General features: G+C 37.0%; 16 protein-coding genes, 1 tRNA gene and 1 pseudogene. 5 read left to right on the forward strand and 13 right to left on the reverse strand.

Annotated elements, in window-relative coordinates; all coding sequences use genetic code 11:
* A complete protein-coding gene (locus HT689_RS01190) occupies positions 1–1,239 on the forward strand; it encodes an NAD(P)H-dependent oxidoreductase (RefSeq protein WP_173251738.1) in 1,239 nt (412 codons plus the stop codon).
* Positions 1,240–1,289: 50 nt separating this feature from the next.
* A pseudogene (locus HT689_RS01195) lies at positions 1,290–1,532 on the forward strand (solute carrier family 23 protein); the annotation flags it as partial.
* A 311-nt stretch (positions 1,533–1,843) separates the two neighbouring features.
* Here HT689_RS01195 and ffh read toward each other — a convergent pair.
* From ffh to HT689_RS01225, 7 genes are all read right to left on the reverse strand, one after another.
* Complete coding sequence (ffh, locus tag HT689_RS01200) at positions 1,844–3,415, reverse strand: signal recognition particle protein (protein ID WP_000863622.1); 1,572 nt, start codon at positions 3,413–3,415, stop codon at positions 1,844–1,846.
* A gap of 11 nt (positions 3,416–3,426) precedes the next feature.
* Positions 3,427–3,759 carry a putative DNA-binding protein gene (locus tag HT689_RS01205; protein ID WP_050208479.1) on the reverse strand — a complete coding sequence of 111 codons (333 nt, stop codon included), beginning with the start codon at positions 3,757–3,759 and terminating at the stop codon, positions 3,427–3,429.
* Positions 3,760–4,153: 394 nt separating this feature from the next.
* Entirely contained in the window at positions 4,154–4,480 is a 327-nt protein-coding gene (locus tag HT689_RS09615; RefSeq protein ID WP_240148118.1) for a hypothetical protein, read from the reverse strand.
* Positions 4,464–4,763: a hypothetical protein gene (locus tag HT689_RS09620; RefSeq protein WP_240148119.1), complete on the reverse strand. Its 300-nt coding sequence runs from the start codon at positions 4,761–4,763 to the stop codon at positions 4,464–4,466. The genes HT689_RS09615 and HT689_RS09620 overlap by 17 nt, the downstream gene beginning before the upstream one ends.
* A gap of 97 nt (positions 4,764–4,860) precedes the next feature.
* Positions 4,861–6,873 (reverse strand): AlwI family type II restriction endonuclease, encoded by a 2,013-nt coding sequence (locus tag HT689_RS01215; protein WP_173226998.1) that lies wholly within the window; start codon positions 6,871–6,873, stop codon positions 4,861–4,863.
* Positions 6,870–9,020 (reverse strand): Dam family site-specific DNA-(adenine-N6)-methyltransferase, encoded by a 2,151-nt coding sequence (locus HT689_RS01220; protein WP_173226996.1) that lies wholly within the window; start codon positions 9,018–9,020, stop codon positions 6,870–6,872. Before HT689_RS01220 ends, HT689_RS01215 begins: the two co-directional genes overlap by 4 nt.
* A 230-nt stretch (positions 9,021–9,250) precedes the next feature.
* On the reverse strand, positions 9,251–9,628 hold the full coding sequence (locus tag HT689_RS01225; RefSeq protein ID WP_173226994.1) for a DUF1934 domain-containing protein: 378 nt from the start codon (positions 9,626–9,628) through the stop codon (positions 9,251–9,253).
* Positions 9,629–9,699: 71 nt separating this feature from the next.
* On the opposite strand from HT689_RS01225, the gene HT689_RS01230 reads away from it, so the two are divergent.
* Together HT689_RS01230 and yidA are read left to right on the forward strand one after the other, a co-directional pair.
* Positions 9,700–11,004: an HD domain-containing protein gene (locus tag HT689_RS01230; protein WP_173226992.1), complete on the forward strand. Its 1,305-nt coding sequence runs from the start codon at positions 9,700–9,702 to the stop codon at positions 11,002–11,004.
* Between the two features lie 12 nt (positions 11,005–11,016).
* Complete coding sequence (gene yidA / locus HT689_RS01235) at positions 11,017–11,823, forward strand: sugar-phosphatase (protein WP_173226990.1); 807 nt, start codon at positions 11,017–11,019, stop codon at positions 11,821–11,823.
* A gap of 55 nt (positions 11,824–11,878) precedes the next feature.
* Here the strand turns inward: yidA and HT689_RS01240 are convergent.
* The 6 genes from HT689_RS01240 to HT689_RS01265 all read right to left on the reverse strand — a co-directional run bounded on the left by HT689_RS01240 (position 11,879) and on the right by HT689_RS01265 (position 13,978).
* Positions 11,879–11,950, reverse strand: a tRNA-Arg gene (locus tag HT689_RS01240).
* 42 nt (positions 11,951–11,992) lie between these two features.
* Entirely contained in the window at positions 11,993–12,340 is a 348-nt protein-coding gene (rplS, locus tag HT689_RS01245; protein ID WP_001068669.1) for a 50S ribosomal protein L19, read from the reverse strand.
* Positions 12,341–12,458: 118 nt separating this feature from the next.
* Positions 12,459–12,788: a fluoride efflux transporter CrcB gene (crcB, locus tag HT689_RS01250; protein ID WP_173226988.1), complete on the reverse strand. Its 330-nt coding sequence runs from the start codon at positions 12,786–12,788 to the stop codon at positions 12,459–12,461.
* Positions 12,782–13,156: a fluoride efflux transporter CrcB gene (gene crcB, locus HT689_RS01255; protein ID WP_173226986.1), complete on the reverse strand. Its 375-nt coding sequence runs from the start codon at positions 13,154–13,156 to the stop codon at positions 12,782–12,784. Before crcB (HT689_RS01255) ends, crcB (HT689_RS01250) begins: the two co-directional genes overlap by 7 nt.
* Positions 13,153–13,419, reverse strand: a complete 267-nt coding sequence (locus HT689_RS01260; protein ID WP_173226983.1) for a chorismate mutase — start codon at positions 13,417–13,419, stop codon at positions 13,153–13,155. The genes crcB (HT689_RS01255) and HT689_RS01260 overlap by 4 nt, the downstream gene beginning before the upstream one ends.
* A gap of 115 nt (positions 13,420–13,534) precedes the next feature.
* Positions 13,535–13,978: a flavodoxin gene (locus tag HT689_RS01265; RefSeq protein ID WP_001162128.1), complete on the reverse strand. Its 444-nt coding sequence runs from the start codon at positions 13,976–13,978 to the stop codon at positions 13,535–13,537.
* Positions 13,979–14,081: 103 nt separating this feature from the next.
* On the opposite strand from HT689_RS01265, the gene HT689_RS01270 reads away from it, so the two are divergent.
* Entirely contained in the window at positions 14,082–15,017 is a 936-nt protein-coding gene (locus tag HT689_RS01270) for a bifunctional oligoribonuclease/PAP phosphatase NrnA (protein WP_173226981.1), read from the forward strand.
* The last annotated feature ends 5 nt before the right edge of the window (positions 15,018–15,022 follow it).

Genomic DNA, 15,022 nt, shown 5'->3' on the forward strand with positions numbered 1-15,022 from the left:
ATGAAATTTGTTGGACTTGTAGGATCAAACTACGATCAATCATATAACCGTAAACTCTTGGAATTTATCCGCCGTCACTTCAAACTCAAATTTGAATTAGAAGTTCTTGAAATTGACGAAGTTCCAATGTTTAACCAAGACGAAAAATGGGACGAAAGTTTCCAATTACGTTATTTATATAACAAAATTACTCGTGCTGATGGTGTTATCATCGCTACTCCTGAGCACAACCATACAATCTCAGCTTCCCTAAAATCTGTTCTTGAATGGCTTTCATACGAAGTTCATCCATTTGAAAACAAGCCAGTCATGATTGTAGGTGCTTCTTACTACGACCAAGGTACTTCTCGTGCCCAAGTTCACCTTCGTAAGATTCTTGATGCTCCAGGTGTCAATGCCTACACACTTCCAGGAAATGAATTCCTTCTCGGTAAAGCTAAAGAAGCCTTTGATGTTAATGGGAATATCACAAATGAAGGAACTATTAATTTCCTTGAAACATGTTTAGACAACTTTGTGAAATATGTGGGAGTCGTTTCAAAATTGAAAAAACCAAAACCAATCGCACCAGAAGATTTATATTGTACAAATCCAATCGCAACTACCATTCAAGGAGTTGACCCTGATGATCCTGAATGGGTAGAAAAAGCAGCTGAGCTTGTTGGAGCTGTTTCTGGAGATACTTACGTTAAATTAGACCACGGTATCTTGACAGTTAACCAAATTGATATGTTCTTGAAGGCAATGCCATTTGAGTTGACATATGCGGATGATAATAACCAATTCTTGTACTACAATAACGCCCACCAAGATCCAAACACAATGTATGGTAAACGTGTGCGCGTTCAAGCAGGTAGCCGACTAGGAACAGTACATGCTTCTCTACCACCTGCAAGAATGAAAAACGTTGAATGGGTTGTCGGTGTACTACGTAACGGAGATCAAGAATATGTCCGTACAATTGTACCAGGAACACCAGAAGGTGTTATTAATACACATAACTACAAGGCAATGTACTACCCAGATGGTTCATATGCTGGAATTAATGAAATTATCTTTAATTTCCAACCATGGCTTGATTGGTACTTAGAAACAACTGGTCAACGTCTAGTTGGTGGAAATGCTGCAGCTCCTGCTGGAGGACATGGCGGAGCAGATGCAACATCTGGAGCTTCTGATGCAGGTGATGCTGGAGGCCACGGTGGTGGCGCAGACGCTACAGCCGGTGCAAGTTACTAATGATAGTTTTTAGGAACCTTTATGGTTCCTTTTTTGGCTCTTTGTCAACTGTACTTGGTGGTATGTCAATCCTTCTATATGGAGTTATCGCCAGCAACGGTTTGAAAGTCTTGATTAAAGAACGTGTTGACTTCGCTCAAATGCGTAACCTCATCATCGCAAGTGCTATGTTGGTTCTTGGACTTGGAGGAGCTATCCTTAAACTCGGTCCAGTTACCCTTTCAGGAACTGCCTTATCAGCTATGACAGGAATCATCTTGAATTTGATCTTGCCATACGAAAATAAAGATTAAGAATCTAAATACACCTAAGAGTCTGGGACAAAAAGATTTTGATTTTAGGAATTCTTTATTATAAATTTTTAAAATCGATAGGTTAGACAAAAAAGCGAACAAGACAGAATTCTGAGTGTCAGATAACTTGTTTTGTTCGCTTTTTATATTTAAGGTTAGACTTTTGTCCCAGACTCTTTTTCGTATATCATAATAAAAGTGTCTTAACAAAATTATTAAAATCAAAAAACGCATAATATCAGGTATTCACATAAACCTTGATACTATGCATTTTGTTATAATATTTGCTTTATTTGGCTCAATCTCTTGTCTTACTTGCGTTTCTTCTTCGCTTTCTTCATTTTATTGGCCATGCGTTTCATGGATTGTTTCATGGCAAATTCACCGATTTTACCTTTTAGACCTCCACCAAACATCTGGCTCATATCTGGCATTCCTGCTCCTCCGAGAGCTGACAAGTCAGGCATACCACCTTGTCCCATCATTCCTTCAAGAGCAGACATATCCATTCCTCCCATATTTGGCATATTTTTAGGAAGGTTGTTTGGATTGATTCCCATTTGCTTCATCATCTTATTCATATCACCAGACATGACACCTTGCATGAGCTGTTTAGCCTGGTTAAAGTCTTTGATGAATTTATTGACTTCAACAAAGGTATTTCCAGAACCAGCAGCGATACGACGGCGACGGCTTGGATTTAACAAATCTGGATTTTCACGCTCCTCAGGAGTCATCGAAGACACAATGGCACGTTTACGAGCAATCTGACGCTCATCCACCTTCATGTTTTGAAGGGCTGGATTGTTGGCCATACCTGGAATCATCTTGAGCAAATCTTCCATTGGCCCCATGTTTTGCACCTGATCCAATTGATCGATGAAATCATTGAAATCAAAGGTGTTCTCACGCATCTTCTCAGCCATTTCAAGGGCTTTTTGCTCATCGTATTCCTGAGAAGCTTTCTCAATCAAAGTGAGCATATCCCCCATGCCAAGGATACGGCTAGACATACGGTCTGGGTGGAAGGTTTCGATATCTGTAATCTTTTCACCTGTACCAGTGAACTTGATTGGTTTTCCAGTAATGTGACGAACAGATAGAGCCGCACCACCACGAGTATCCCCATCAATCTTAGTAAGGATCACCCCAGTGACTTCTAACTGAGCATTAAACTCACGCGCAACATTGGCCGCTTCTTGACCAATCATAGCATCAACGACGAGGAGGATTTCATTTGGCTGAGCCAAGGCTTTCACATCGCGAAGCTCATTCATCAAAAGCTCATCAATCTGCAAACGACCTGCCGTATCAATCAAGACATAGTCGTTATGATTGGCTTGGGCTTGTTCCAAACCTTGACGTACAATCTCAACAGCTGGAACTTCTGTCCCAAGAGCGAAGACAGGCACATCAATCTGTTGCCCCAGAGTTTTCAACTGGTCAATAGCCGCAGGACGATAAATATCCGCCGCAATCATCAAAGGACGGGCATTTTCTTCTTTCTTGAGTTTGTTGGCCAATTTACCTGCAAAGGTTGTTTTACCAGCCCCTTGCAAACCGACCATCATGATGATGGTTGGAATCTTAGGTGACTTGATAATTTCTGCCGTATCAGAACCTAAAACAGCTGTCAGTTCCTCATCTACAATTTTAATAATTTGTTGCGCAGGATTAAGGGTATCAATGACCTCATGCCCGACTGCACGCTCACGAACTTTCTTGATAAAGTCCTTCACAACTGGTAAAGCAACGTCGGCCTCAAGCAAGGCCAAGCGAATTTCTTTGGTTGCCTCTTGGACATCAGATTCAGAGATTTTTCCTTTTTTACGTAGATTTTTAAAGACGTTCTGTAAACGTTCTGTTAAACTTTCAAATGCCATGTTTCTTCCTCTTATTCTCTATTATCAATGCTTGTTAAAATGTCTATCTGCTCCTGCAGAAAGTCATCCTTGGGATAGCGCTCCAAAATCTGGTCAAAAATCTGACTACGGACAATGTAATCCGAGTACATGTGCAATTTCATCTCATAATCTTCCAGAATCTTTTCTGTTCGCTTGATATTGTCATAGACAGCCTGACGACTAACGCCGAACTCCTCGGCAATCTCAGCAAGGCTGTAATCATCAGCGTAGTAGAGCTCGATATAATTCATTTGCTTATCTGTCAAAAGCGCTGCATAAAATTCAAAGAGCGCATTCATACGATTGGTTTTTTCAATTTCCATAACTTTTATTATACCACACATTACCCGGCAGTCCAATGACCAATCCTAACTCCTTAAAAAGTCTGTTTGCTAGAAATAAACATGTGTCTTTTATAAATTAATGCTCTCCATTTTAATTAATACAATTATTATCAGCCATTAATACTGTATTTATTTTCCCTCTTAATAAAGGCGTCTTCTCCACCTTCCAAAATATCACATACATGTTCCCTGATGTTGTATTTTTGAAGTATGAATTCAGATGTAGAATCATTATTACGGTTCTCTAAAGCACCATTTACATAATCAAACTTCTTACCATTTTGATTCGGAGAATTATCAGATTGCTGATTAGCTACAATAATATTTTCCGCATCATCAGATACAACTATATTAGGATTGTGAGTAACTATGATTATTTGTCGATTCTTTTTAGTTTTTTGATGTATTTTGTCAATTCACTATATATTGCTCTGTTATCTAAACTATCTTCAGGCTGGTCAATTAATACGGGGATTTTACTATCTGAAAACTCTAATATTAATTTTAATACAATAAACGCTTTTTTACCAGGAGACATCTGCTCAAATTTATCACCTTGATATTCAATCTCAAAACTATATTCGTAAAAATTAGTAGTGAAGAAATGTTCAATATGACTGAATTTGTCCCTGTTTCCATTAAATACAAGACTATCCTCATAAAATACTGAATCGACAACTTCATCAAAAGAATCTATCATTTTTTTCTATAAAGTCTTGCTTCGAACGACCTCGAGCACTCACATAATCAAATTCAGTATCTAAATCAATTAAAGAGAAATTGACTGAAATCTTTAAATTATCTCCACTATCATCTTCAATTTTGAAATTATTCAACGATTCAGTTCTAATATTAGAGTATTCCTTATATTTCGAAATAATTTCTTCTTTTAACTTATTGAAGTTGTCCCTTTGTTTCTCAAATGTCTCAATTTTAGCTAAAATCTCACCTTCATTCTTGATTAATGAATATGTAAATCCCATTTTCTAAACTCTGAGCCTCTTTGAATCATTGAATACAAACCTTTATACATCAAATTATCTTATACAAAACCCTATAATTACTCGAATTTCCTACAGACTATGCTAAAATTTCAGACACTATCTTTTCACGCCAACCATTTTCTATTCTGTGAAGATCCATATCTGAAAAATCATCTAAACTATCAAAAATTCTCTGCTCATTAATCTTCTTATCCAAAATATTTATAATTTCTGGAATCGTTAAAGCGAATATATTTAACCCTTTTACACTACCTTTTGTTAATGTTCCATTCAACTGAATAAATGATGTAGCTCTAAAAATATTAACTACATTATCATCTACTTCATTAGCTACAAATATTGTTTGCAACGGTTTATTAGTAGATAATGCTAAATTTACAGAATGACGTATAACTGGCTCTAACTCACCACGTTTTTGAGTTGATTTATCCATTAATGTCGCTTCAAGTAAAAGCATTTTATCGCTATATTCAATCTCAATATCCCCTTTATTACCTCCAGCATGTGATAGTGGTAGGTTATCAGCAGAAAATGTTAACTGCATGGATTTTCTAAGTTGAAACCTCTTACCTGATATATAATACCATGCAATAGCCAATATATATTCGAAAATAGTAGGAACTAAAGCATTATCCGTAACAAGCTCTTGAACCTTCTTATCATTTCTTTGAGAAATGAAACTCAAAATTTCAGATACTTTAGTGATATCAAATTCCTGTTCAACAAATTCCCTAAATTCTCTTTCCTGTTTGTCTGCTACAAATTGTTTGATATTTGCAATATCAGGAATGCCAAACTCTTCTGCAATCTGATTTTGTATTTCTAAGACTTGCCTATTAGATAACTCTAAAATATCTGATAGGCAAATATCTTGATAAAAAGAACTTTTTATATTATTTTCATATTCTTCATAACTTTCTTCACCAGATATATTAAAATTATCATTTAGTAGAGAAAAAAGTTTAGGGAAAATCCAAGGCTGACCAAGCGATACAACTCCTTGATTAAAGCTGATTACTCCAGATAAAGAAAATATTCTTTTACACATATCACTGTATTCTTTAATCAAATCATTATGCTTAGACCATGCAAACGTATAATATATATCCAAATATTGACCTGATAGCAATGAATTATCACTGTTTTTAGTTATAAATTCTTGAATAGAATCTTTATTTTTATATTTGAAAACAGCCTTACCGTCTCCAAAAGCTTTCTTAATAGCATCTTGTTTAGAAAGACTCATCATTTCTTCTAATGACTGTTCTGTCTTTTCTTCTATAAATTTTATAATTGAAAGAACAAAACTTTTATATTCTAAACTCTTATTACTATTCTTTCGATTTGGAAAAAGTTTTTTGAAGTTTGCATCCGAAAAATCTTCAATTTCAAACATTTTGTGGGCTTCAGACACTCTTTCAGGGATCAATATATGATTAGCAAATTCTTCATCTCTATACTGTTCAAAAGTTTTATTGTTATCATAAACAGATTGGTAATTATTGATAATCGCTTTGATTTTTTCTTCTGAAAAGTTTGGCTTAATGCTTTCTACTATCCATAGAAAATCTTTAACAGGAACTTTACTATATCTGTTCAAAAAAGCAAGAGCAAAACGGAAATTATAGAAGTATTTATCAGAGTTGCTATCATATATACGAAGCTTCAATAATTGCCTAAAATAAACAAGATTATCAATTGTTAAACCAAAAAGTTCTTCTAATTTATCAAAAGCTTGCTCTGTTTCAAAAATATAATTCAACCCAACTTGAGATAATTTTCTGTCATAGTTAATAAAACCAATTTTCACAAGAGCATTTGTTAGAGTTCTCCCTCTTTTGTCTAAACCAGTTATTTCATTTCTATTCAAATTCCCAAAAAGGTTAATTCCATCCTCTGTTTCAACTTTTGCAAAATCACTTAAAACTGATGAATAAAAACTTGCTTGACTTTCATTGTTCCATTTCTGATTTGACTGATTATGCTTTTGAAGAGTTTTTAAAATCTGTTTGTAGATAGGGACAACTTCTTTAACACGAATACTCGTATCACCCATATTAAAAATGCTTGTTGACTCTTTTAGCCTCATATATCACCTTTCGAATTATAGTTTGTAATCAAGACTTCAACAGTATTACTCATTTTCGCCTTAGACTGATAATTACTATTATTGTAATGGTAATCTAATACATGTAAATTATACTTTGAAGCCCATTTCATCAATTCTTTATTTTCTTTATTGTTATGAATGACAACATTAGAAAGAGCAAAATAAGCTCCCTTATCGTTTATGCTATCTAAATACTTAAACAAATCCAAATCATCCTTTAATGTCCACGCACCATTTTCATTGTAAGCGGCAGTAGTAATGCGATAAGGAGGATCTGCATATACAAAATCTCCTTTATTTACTTGATTCATAGTTTTACGAAAATCACAAGATTGGATAACAAAATTGTAATTTTGTAAACCTTGAATGAACGTAATTAGTTTAGATTTCATATTAGCGTTAAAATCACGCTTACCTACAGGAAGATTGTACTCTCCTTTATTATTAAATCTTATTTGATTGTTAAAACCAAATACAATTAATAGATAAAATAACACTTCCTTATCAAATTTATTATAATTTTTCTTATTGTAGTCTTGACGAAGTTTTAGAAAAGCTTCTTTATTATACGCCCCCAGTCCTGTAGAGCTGTTTACACCGTAGTGAGCATAGCTATATTTCTGTGTGTTCGAAAGTTTATAAACTTCTATAGCTTTCTCTACTTTATCCAAAAATACCGTTACATCTTTTTGACTTCCCAAATATTTATAAAAATCAATTACTTCCTCACTTATATCATTGACGATATACTTTTTCGTTTTTGATTTATTAATATTAGCAAGATTAACTGCCACCGTTGCTCCACCAGAGAATAAATCAATAAAATTATTGTAGCTTTCAGGAAAAAGAGGTAATAACTGAGGAAGTAATTTATACTTTCCTCCAGTATAGTTAAGAGCGCTCTTAATTAACTTTTTTTCTTTTTTTTTCTCTGGAGAAATTATGCATAAATATAGCAATTCCTTGTGATTTTCAATTTTAGACTTACCAGTTGTGAAAGGTGAGAAATCAGTTTCAAATACTTGAACCTTACCTCGTTTTGATAAAATCTCAATTATTTCTTCGTTTGAAATCTTGGCATTTGAACGGGAATTACCTTTTTTATTCATATTGTTATAGCTAACCAATATATACTTAGCATTAATGTTTAGAATTAAATCTTCAAAAGCTTGAGGAGCTTTACTTTTTGTATAATCCGAGCCTTTTTCTGAACGATTGACTGCTTTTTTCGCTACACCTTCTACATCTGGTTTTTTCCATTCAGCAATATTTTCTAAAACATGGTAGGCATTTTCATAGCCACGGGAATTATATGGAGTATCAATATAAACAAGATCTGCATAAATTTCTTTAACTAATTTATTGGCATCTTTATTATAAATTTCATTCTGATTGTTTTCATTATACTCAGGGACTCTTAAATATATTTCCTTACAATAATCCATTTTTTTCCTATAAGCGTCATAATGACCTACAGTATTAGCCACTTTATCCATAGCATACAATAGACTGGTTAGTAACATGAAATATTCTCTCTGGTTACCAGATTTATATTTTTCAATTTCTTCACGAATTGAGTCAATCTTTCCAGCATTTTCTTCAGAAAAATATGCACCACCAAAATTCTTAGAAACATAACCCTTTTTAGGAGGTAAATTATTTAATTCATCAATTATATGAGAAACTTTATGAATGTCTACATTCTCATTCGAAAACCAAGTTTGAAAAGAAACGAAATTGCTATAGAGTATATCATTCACTATAACTTTTTTATTCTGTTTTCTAAATAAGTCTGCAACAACACCTGTCCCACCAAATATATCCGCTACACTATCGATACTTCCAATATTTTCTGACACTGTCTTTAATATGAAATCAAGCATCCTTTGTTTACTTCCAAGATAACGTCGATTTCCAATTTTTAATAACTCTCTATTTGAAACATGGTATTTTACAGGAGTTTCTTCCGAAATTACTCTCATAATCTCTTGTTCATTTTCTTCTTCCCATTCATAAGCAGAACGATTATTTTTTCGAGGTTGGGAAATTATTCCTTTTTGCATCCAATTATTCAATGTCTGTCTTGTTATACCATATTTATCGGCAATTTCTTGTGTTTTCAGCATCTAGGCATCCATCTCCTTTTACAGTAATGAGTATACCATATTTGAGAGGATTATCCAACCAATAGTCTTCGTGAAATTCGGTAAAATAAAGAAAAAGAGACTAGTACAAAACTAATCTCTATGTACATAACAATATAACTGCTGTATGAAATTTGGATATTATCCCTAATCTACCACACTAGGGAGCCAATCCAAGAAGATAGCTAGCTAAATTTGAAAAAGACATGAGCCTAGCCCCAAGTAATTTCCAATTGATAGCTGGCAAAGGGTTGTCCCTCTTGATTTTGTAGTTGATAATCTAAATGAATCTTTTGCCCATCAACTTCATAATGGCTCGTTTGGATGATAAACTCCTGCATGCCCATAGGTGTGGGAATATAGGCTAAACTATCACTATCCTTTAAAAAGCGCATAATGGTCTTGGGATTGGAAAATCGGCTCATCACAAGTTCTTGACCATGAAATTTAATAACCACTTTTTCCTTTTCCCCATTATAGAAAAGCAGGTAGCTATAATCTCCTTTTTCATGCACTTCCACGTCATAAAGCTGGTCAATCACTTCCAACTGCTCATCAAACTGAATCGTATTTCGCATCCTAATCTTCACATCAAGTCCTCTTTCTTGTCTCTTGTCCTACTATTTTACCAAAAACTCTAGCTTTTTGCTATAATGGTCATATGAACGAAAAAGTATTCCGTGACCCAGTTCACAACTACATCCATGTCGATAATCAAATCATCTATGACTTGATTAATACAAAAGAATTTCAGCGTTTGCGCCGGATCAAGCAACTGGGAACTTCCAGTTATACCTTCCACGGTGGGGAGCACAGCCGCTTCTCCCACTGTCTAGGGGTCTATGAAATTGCACGACGCATCACAGAGATTTTTGAAGAAAAATATCCAGAAGAATGGAATCCTGCCGAGTCCCTCTTGACCATGACCGCTGCTCTCCTACACGACCTTGGGCATGGTGCCTACTCCCATACTTTTGAACATCTCTTTGATACAGACCATGAAGCCATTACTCAGGAGATTATCCAAAGTCCTGAGACGGAAATTCATCAAGTCCTGCTACAAGTGGCACCTGATTTCCCAGAAAAGGTTGCCAGTGTCATTGACCATACCTATCCTAACAAGCAGGTCGTGCAACTCATTTCCAGTCAAATTGATGCAGACCGCATGGACTATCTCTTGCGTGACTCCTATTTTACGGGAGCATCTTATGGGGAATTTGACCTGACTCGCATCCTCCGAGTCATTCGTCCTGTCGCAAATGGTATCGCCTTTCAGCGCAATGGCATGCATGCTATCGAAGACTACGTCCTCAGTCGTTACCAGATGTACATGCAGGTTTATTTCCACCCAGCAACACGCGCTATGGAAGTTCTCCTGCAGAATCTCCTCAAACGCGCCAAGGAACTCTATCCTGAGGACAAGGACTTCTTTGCACGAACTTCTCCACACCTCCTGCCATTCTTTGAAAAAAATGTGACCTTGTCTGACTATCTAGCTCTGGATGATGGTGTGATGAATACCTACTTCCAACTCTGGATGACCAGTCCTGACAAGATTCTCGCAGATTTGTCGCAACGCTTTGTCAACCGCAAGGTCTTTAAATCCATTACCTTTTCACAAGAAGATCAAGACCAACTCGCTAGCATGAGAAAATTGGTTGAGGATATCGGCTTTGATCCCGACTACTACACTGCTATTCATAAGAACTTTGACCTCCCTTATGATATCTATCGTCCCGAATCTGAAAATCCACGGACACAGATTGAGATTTTACAAAAGAATGGAGAACTAGCCGAACTCTCTAGCCTGTCTCCTATTGTCCAATCCCTTGCTGGTAGCCGTCACGGAGATAATCGTTTTTATTTCCCGAAAGAAATGTTGGACCAAAACAGTATCTTCGCAAGCATTACCCAACAATTTCTACACTTGATTGAGAACGATCATTTTAACTCAAATAAAAACTAGAAGAGGAAATTTATGAGTATTAAACTAATCGCCGTCGATATTGACGGAACCCTAGTCAATAGCCAAAAGGAAATTACTCCTGAAGTCTTTTCTGCCATCCAAGATGCCAAAGAATCTGGTGTCAAAGTCGTCATTGCAACTGGCCGCCCTATCGCAGGTGTTGCCAAACTTCTGGACGACTTACAGTTGAGAGACGAGGGTGACTATGTTGTGACCTTCAATGGTGCCCTTGTCCAAGAAACTGCTACAGGGCATGAGATTATCAGCGAATCCTTGACTTATGAGGATTATCTTGATATGGAATTTCTCAGTCGTAAGCTCGGTGTCCACATGCACGCTATTACCAAGGACGGCATCTACACAGCCAATCGCAATATCGGAAAATACACAGTGCACGAATCAACCCTCGTCAGCATGCCAATTTTCTACCGTACACCTGAAGAAATGGCTGACAAAGAAATTGTCAAGTGTATGTTCATAGATGAGCCAGAAATCCTCGATGCTGCGATTGAAAAAATCCCAGCCGAATTTTACGAACGCTACTCTATCAACAAATCTGCTCCTTTCTACCTCGAACTCCTTAAAAAGAATGTTGACAAGGGTTCAGCCATTACTCACTTAGCTGAAAAACTCGGATTGACCAAAGATGAAACTATGGCGATCGGGGACGAAGAAAATGACCGTGCCATGCTGGAAGTCGTTGGCAACCCCGTTGTCATGGAAAATGGAAATCCAGAAATCAAAAAAATCGCCAAATACATCACTAAATCTAATGATGAATCTGGCGTTGCCCATGCCATCCGTACATGGGTACTGTAAAAGGGAAAAATATACGAAAACCGCTCAGCTGAGCGGTTTTTAGTATCTAATTACATGCCCCCTGCCGGAATCGAACCAGCAACTACTCCTTAGGAGGGAGTTGTTATATCCATTGAACTAAGGGAGCTAGATAAAAACTCTGCTAAATGAGCAGAGTTTTTTAGTCGAATTAACGACGGATTTCTTTGATACGAGCTGCCTTACCTTGAAGAGCACGCAAGTAGTACAATTTCGCACGACGTACTTTACCGTAACGAACAACTTCGATCTTTTCAACACGTGGAGTGTGGATTGGGAAGATACGCTCAACACCTACACCGTTAGAGATTTTACGAACTGTGTAGTTTTCAGAAATGCCAGCACCTTTACGTGCGATAACAACACCTTCAAAAATCTGGATACGTTCACGGTTACCTTCGACAACTTTCGCGTGTACACGAACAGTGTCACCAGGACGGAATGATGGGATATCAGTACGAAGTTGACCTTCAGTCAAGCTTTGGATTAATGGATTCATTTTATTCTCCTATCTTTGTCAATCTTGAGGAATCTTCCTCAGCGGATAAACTGTATTTTTGTGCGTCCATTACACACAAGATACAGTTTACCAAATTTCCACAAAAAAGTAAAGAAATTTATAGCAGAATTCCTAAAAAAATCGCAACTAAACCACCTAGGTAAGTCAAAGTCAGGTAAGAATAAAAAACCTTCTTATCACTTAGCAACCTTTGGAGTTCGTCATTCAAGGTCGAAAAAGTTGTCAAACCTCCGCAAAATCCTGTTGCTAGAATAGCATAGACTTCCTTAGACTCCACATGATTGTAGAATAATCCAATCAAAAAACACCCTAAAAGATTTGCTATAAGCGTTCCAAGTGGCAATTTAGAAGATTGATTATAGCGGGAAAAGAAATAGCGCACTAAAGCTCCGCAACCACAAGCAATTGCAAGATAGACCATTACCATTTCTTCCTCCCCAGACAATAGGCTAAGAGCAGGCCACCACCAATGCTTAAAATGAGATACAAGACTAAGCTAACATAGCGCCCTGTATCAAGCAGTTTTACAACATCAAGCATGAGACTGGAAAAGGTTGTTAGACCTCCGCAAAAACCTGTACCTAGTGCTAAAACCAAGCCCTTACTGGTTCCTTTATAGACCAGATAGCCCTTGACAAGATAAACCAAGCAGAAAATACCTAGATAGTTAACAAGAAGGGTTCCCCAAGGAAAATCTGGACTGGCTGGTAACCAAGTGGAAACTAGATAGCGGACAAGTCCGCCCAACATAGCAGCTAGAAAAATCCCTAGCGGATAAAATTGTTCTTTTTTCATTTGATATTTTTATCCTGATAATCACGCGAACGTTTGAGTATGTCCGAAAAAGTCGCGACAATAGTCTCCTGATAGCGCTTGTCCTCTACACGACTTCTAACCTTTTCAAAAATAACCGCTTCTCTCTTAGTATCTAAAATCGGTTTACCTGAAGCTTTCTTATAGGCAACTACACCCTCAACCAAATGCATTCGTTCTTCTAAGAGCTTGACGATTTGGTCGTCGATTTGATCAATTTCTTGACGAATACTATCTAAATCCATACAGTCTCCTCCTTTATTTGAATTATTGTATCAAAAAGCCACTAAATAGGCTAGTAAAATCCCAAGTCACGATAAGAAAAATGCACTGATTGATTGCATCAGCGCACGTTTATGCTTATCCTACTTTAGCAGCCAATTCTTCTGCGAATTGTTCTAAGCGTTCAATATCTTCCTCCTCGGCAGAAAGATCAACTTTAACACACTCTGAACCTTTTTCTGCTCCTGTTGACACAAAGACACGATCAAAGTCATCAACAGCCTTACAGAATTCATCGTAGAAGGTGTCACCTGAACCAACCACTCCGTAGATTTTACCATTCAAATTGAGATCAGCTAGGTCTTCGTAGAAGTCCATCATCTCATCTGGCAATTCTCCATCACCATAAGTATAGGTCGCAACGATAGCGATGTCTGCTTCCAAGAAGTCTGAAGCGTCAACAGTTGTACATTCATCAACATCGACATCCAAGCCCAAGTCACGTAATTTGTCTGCTACAATATCTGCAATTTCTTCGGTATTACCGGTCATACTGGCAAATACAATTTTTGCTAATGCCATATCGTCCTCCTCAATTTATCTTTCTCCATTATATCACATCTTTTTCATTTTAAAAATAAAAATTCTTGTGCTACAATGAAATGAGAAAGAATTGAGGTTATTTATGGACATTTGCCATCAAATTTTAGAAAAAATTAAAGAATACGACACGATTATCATTCATCGTCATATGAAACCAGACCCTGATGCCTTGGGAAGTCAGGTGGGATTGAAAGCTCTTCTCAAACATCATTTCCCAGAAAAAACCATCAAAGCAGTTGGTTTTGATGAACCAACTCTTACTTGGATGGCTGAGATGGATCTTGTTGAAGATAGTGCCTACCAGGGAGCACTTGTCATCGTCTGTGATACGGCGAATACTGCTCGTATTGATGATAAACGCTATATTCAAGGTGATTTTCTCATTAAAATTGACCACCATCCAAATGATGATGTATACGGTGACCTATCATGGGTGGATACTAGTTCAAGTAGCGCTAGTGAGATGATTACCTTATTTGCAGAAACAACTCAACTGTCCTTGTCAGATCGCGCTGCTGAGTTGCTCTTTGCAGGAATTGTTGGTGATACAGGTCGCTTCCTCTACCCTTCTACGACTGCACGAACTCTTCGCCTTGCTGCTTATTTGAGAGAACAGAACTTTGACTTTGCGGCTCTCACTCGCAAAATGGACACTATGAGTTACAAAATTGCTAAACTGCAAGGCTACATCTACGACCATCTGGAAGTGGATGAAAATGGTGCTGCTCGTGTTATCCTGAGTCAGGAAATCTTAAAACGATTCAATGTCACCGATGCTGAAACTGCAGCCATTGTCGGTGCACCTGGACGTATTGACAGCGTCAGTCTCTGGGGAGTTTTTGTGGAGCAGGCTGATGACCACTACCGCGTTCGCTTACGCAGTAAAATCCATCCTATCAATGAAATTGCCAAAGAACATGATGGTGGAGGCCACCCTCTGGCAAGCGGTGCTAATTCCTATAGCCTAGAAGAAAACGAAATCATCTACCAAAAGTTAAAAAACTTGCTTAAAAACTGATAAAA

Origin of the sequence: Streptococcus sp. 2342, from assembly GCF_013276795.1 — a bacterium.
Taxonomy (GTDB): Bacteria; Bacillota; Bacilli; order Lactobacillales; family Streptococcaceae; genus Streptococcus.

Excerpts from the sequence above, each read along its gene's own strand:
- HT689_RS01190 (WP_173251738.1), top strand. The coding sequence starts at position 1 with ATGAAATTTGTTGGACTTGTAGGATCAAACTACGATCAATCATATAAC.
- ffh (WP_000863622.1), bottom strand. The coding sequence starts at position 3,415 with ATGGCATTTGAAAGTTTAACAGAACGTTTACAGAACGTCTTTAAAAAT.
- HT689_RS01205 (WP_050208479.1), bottom strand. The coding sequence starts at position 3,759 with ATGGAAATTGAAAAAACCAATCGTATGAATGCGCTCTTTGAATTTTAT.
- HT689_RS09615 (WP_240148118.1), bottom strand. The coding sequence starts at position 4,480 with ATGATAGATTCTTTTGATGAAGTTGTCGATTCAGTATTTTATGAGGAT.
- HT689_RS09620 (WP_240148119.1), bottom strand. The coding sequence starts at position 4,763 with ATGGGATTTACATATTCATTAATCAAGAATGAAGGTGAGATTTTAGCT.
- HT689_RS01215 (WP_173226998.1), bottom strand. The coding sequence starts at position 6,873 with ATGAGGCTAAAAGAGTCAACAAGCATTTTTAATATGGGTGATACGAGT.
- HT689_RS01220 (WP_173226996.1), bottom strand. The coding sequence starts at position 9,020 with ATGCTGAAAACACAAGAAATTGCCGATAAATATGGTATAACAAGACAG.
- HT689_RS01230 (WP_173226992.1), top strand. The coding sequence starts at position 9,700 with ATGAACGAAAAAGTATTCCGTGACCCAGTTCACAACTACATCCATGTC.
- yidA (WP_173226990.1), top strand. The coding sequence starts at position 11,017 with ATGAGTATTAAACTAATCGCCGTCGATATTGACGGAACCCTAGTCAAT.
- rplS (WP_001068669.1), bottom strand. The coding sequence starts at position 12,340 with ATGAATCCATTAATCCAAAGCTTGACTGAAGGTCAACTTCGTACTGAT.
- crcB (WP_173226988.1), bottom strand. The coding sequence starts at position 12,788 with ATGGTAATGGTCTATCTTGCAATTGCTTGTGGTTGCGGAGCTTTAGTG.
- crcB (WP_173226986.1), bottom strand. The coding sequence starts at position 13,156 with ATGAAAAAAGAACAATTTTATCCGCTAGGGATTTTTCTAGCTGCTATG.
- HT689_RS01260 (WP_173226983.1), bottom strand. The coding sequence starts at position 13,419 with ATGGATTTAGATAGTATTCGTCAAGAAATTGATCAAATCGACGACCAA.
- HT689_RS01265 (WP_001162128.1), bottom strand. The coding sequence starts at position 13,978 with ATGGCATTAGCAAAAATTGTATTTGCCAGTATGACCGGTAATACCGAA.
- HT689_RS01270 (WP_173226981.1), top strand. The coding sequence starts at position 14,082 with ATGGACATTTGCCATCAAATTTTAGAAAAAATTAAAGAATACGACACG.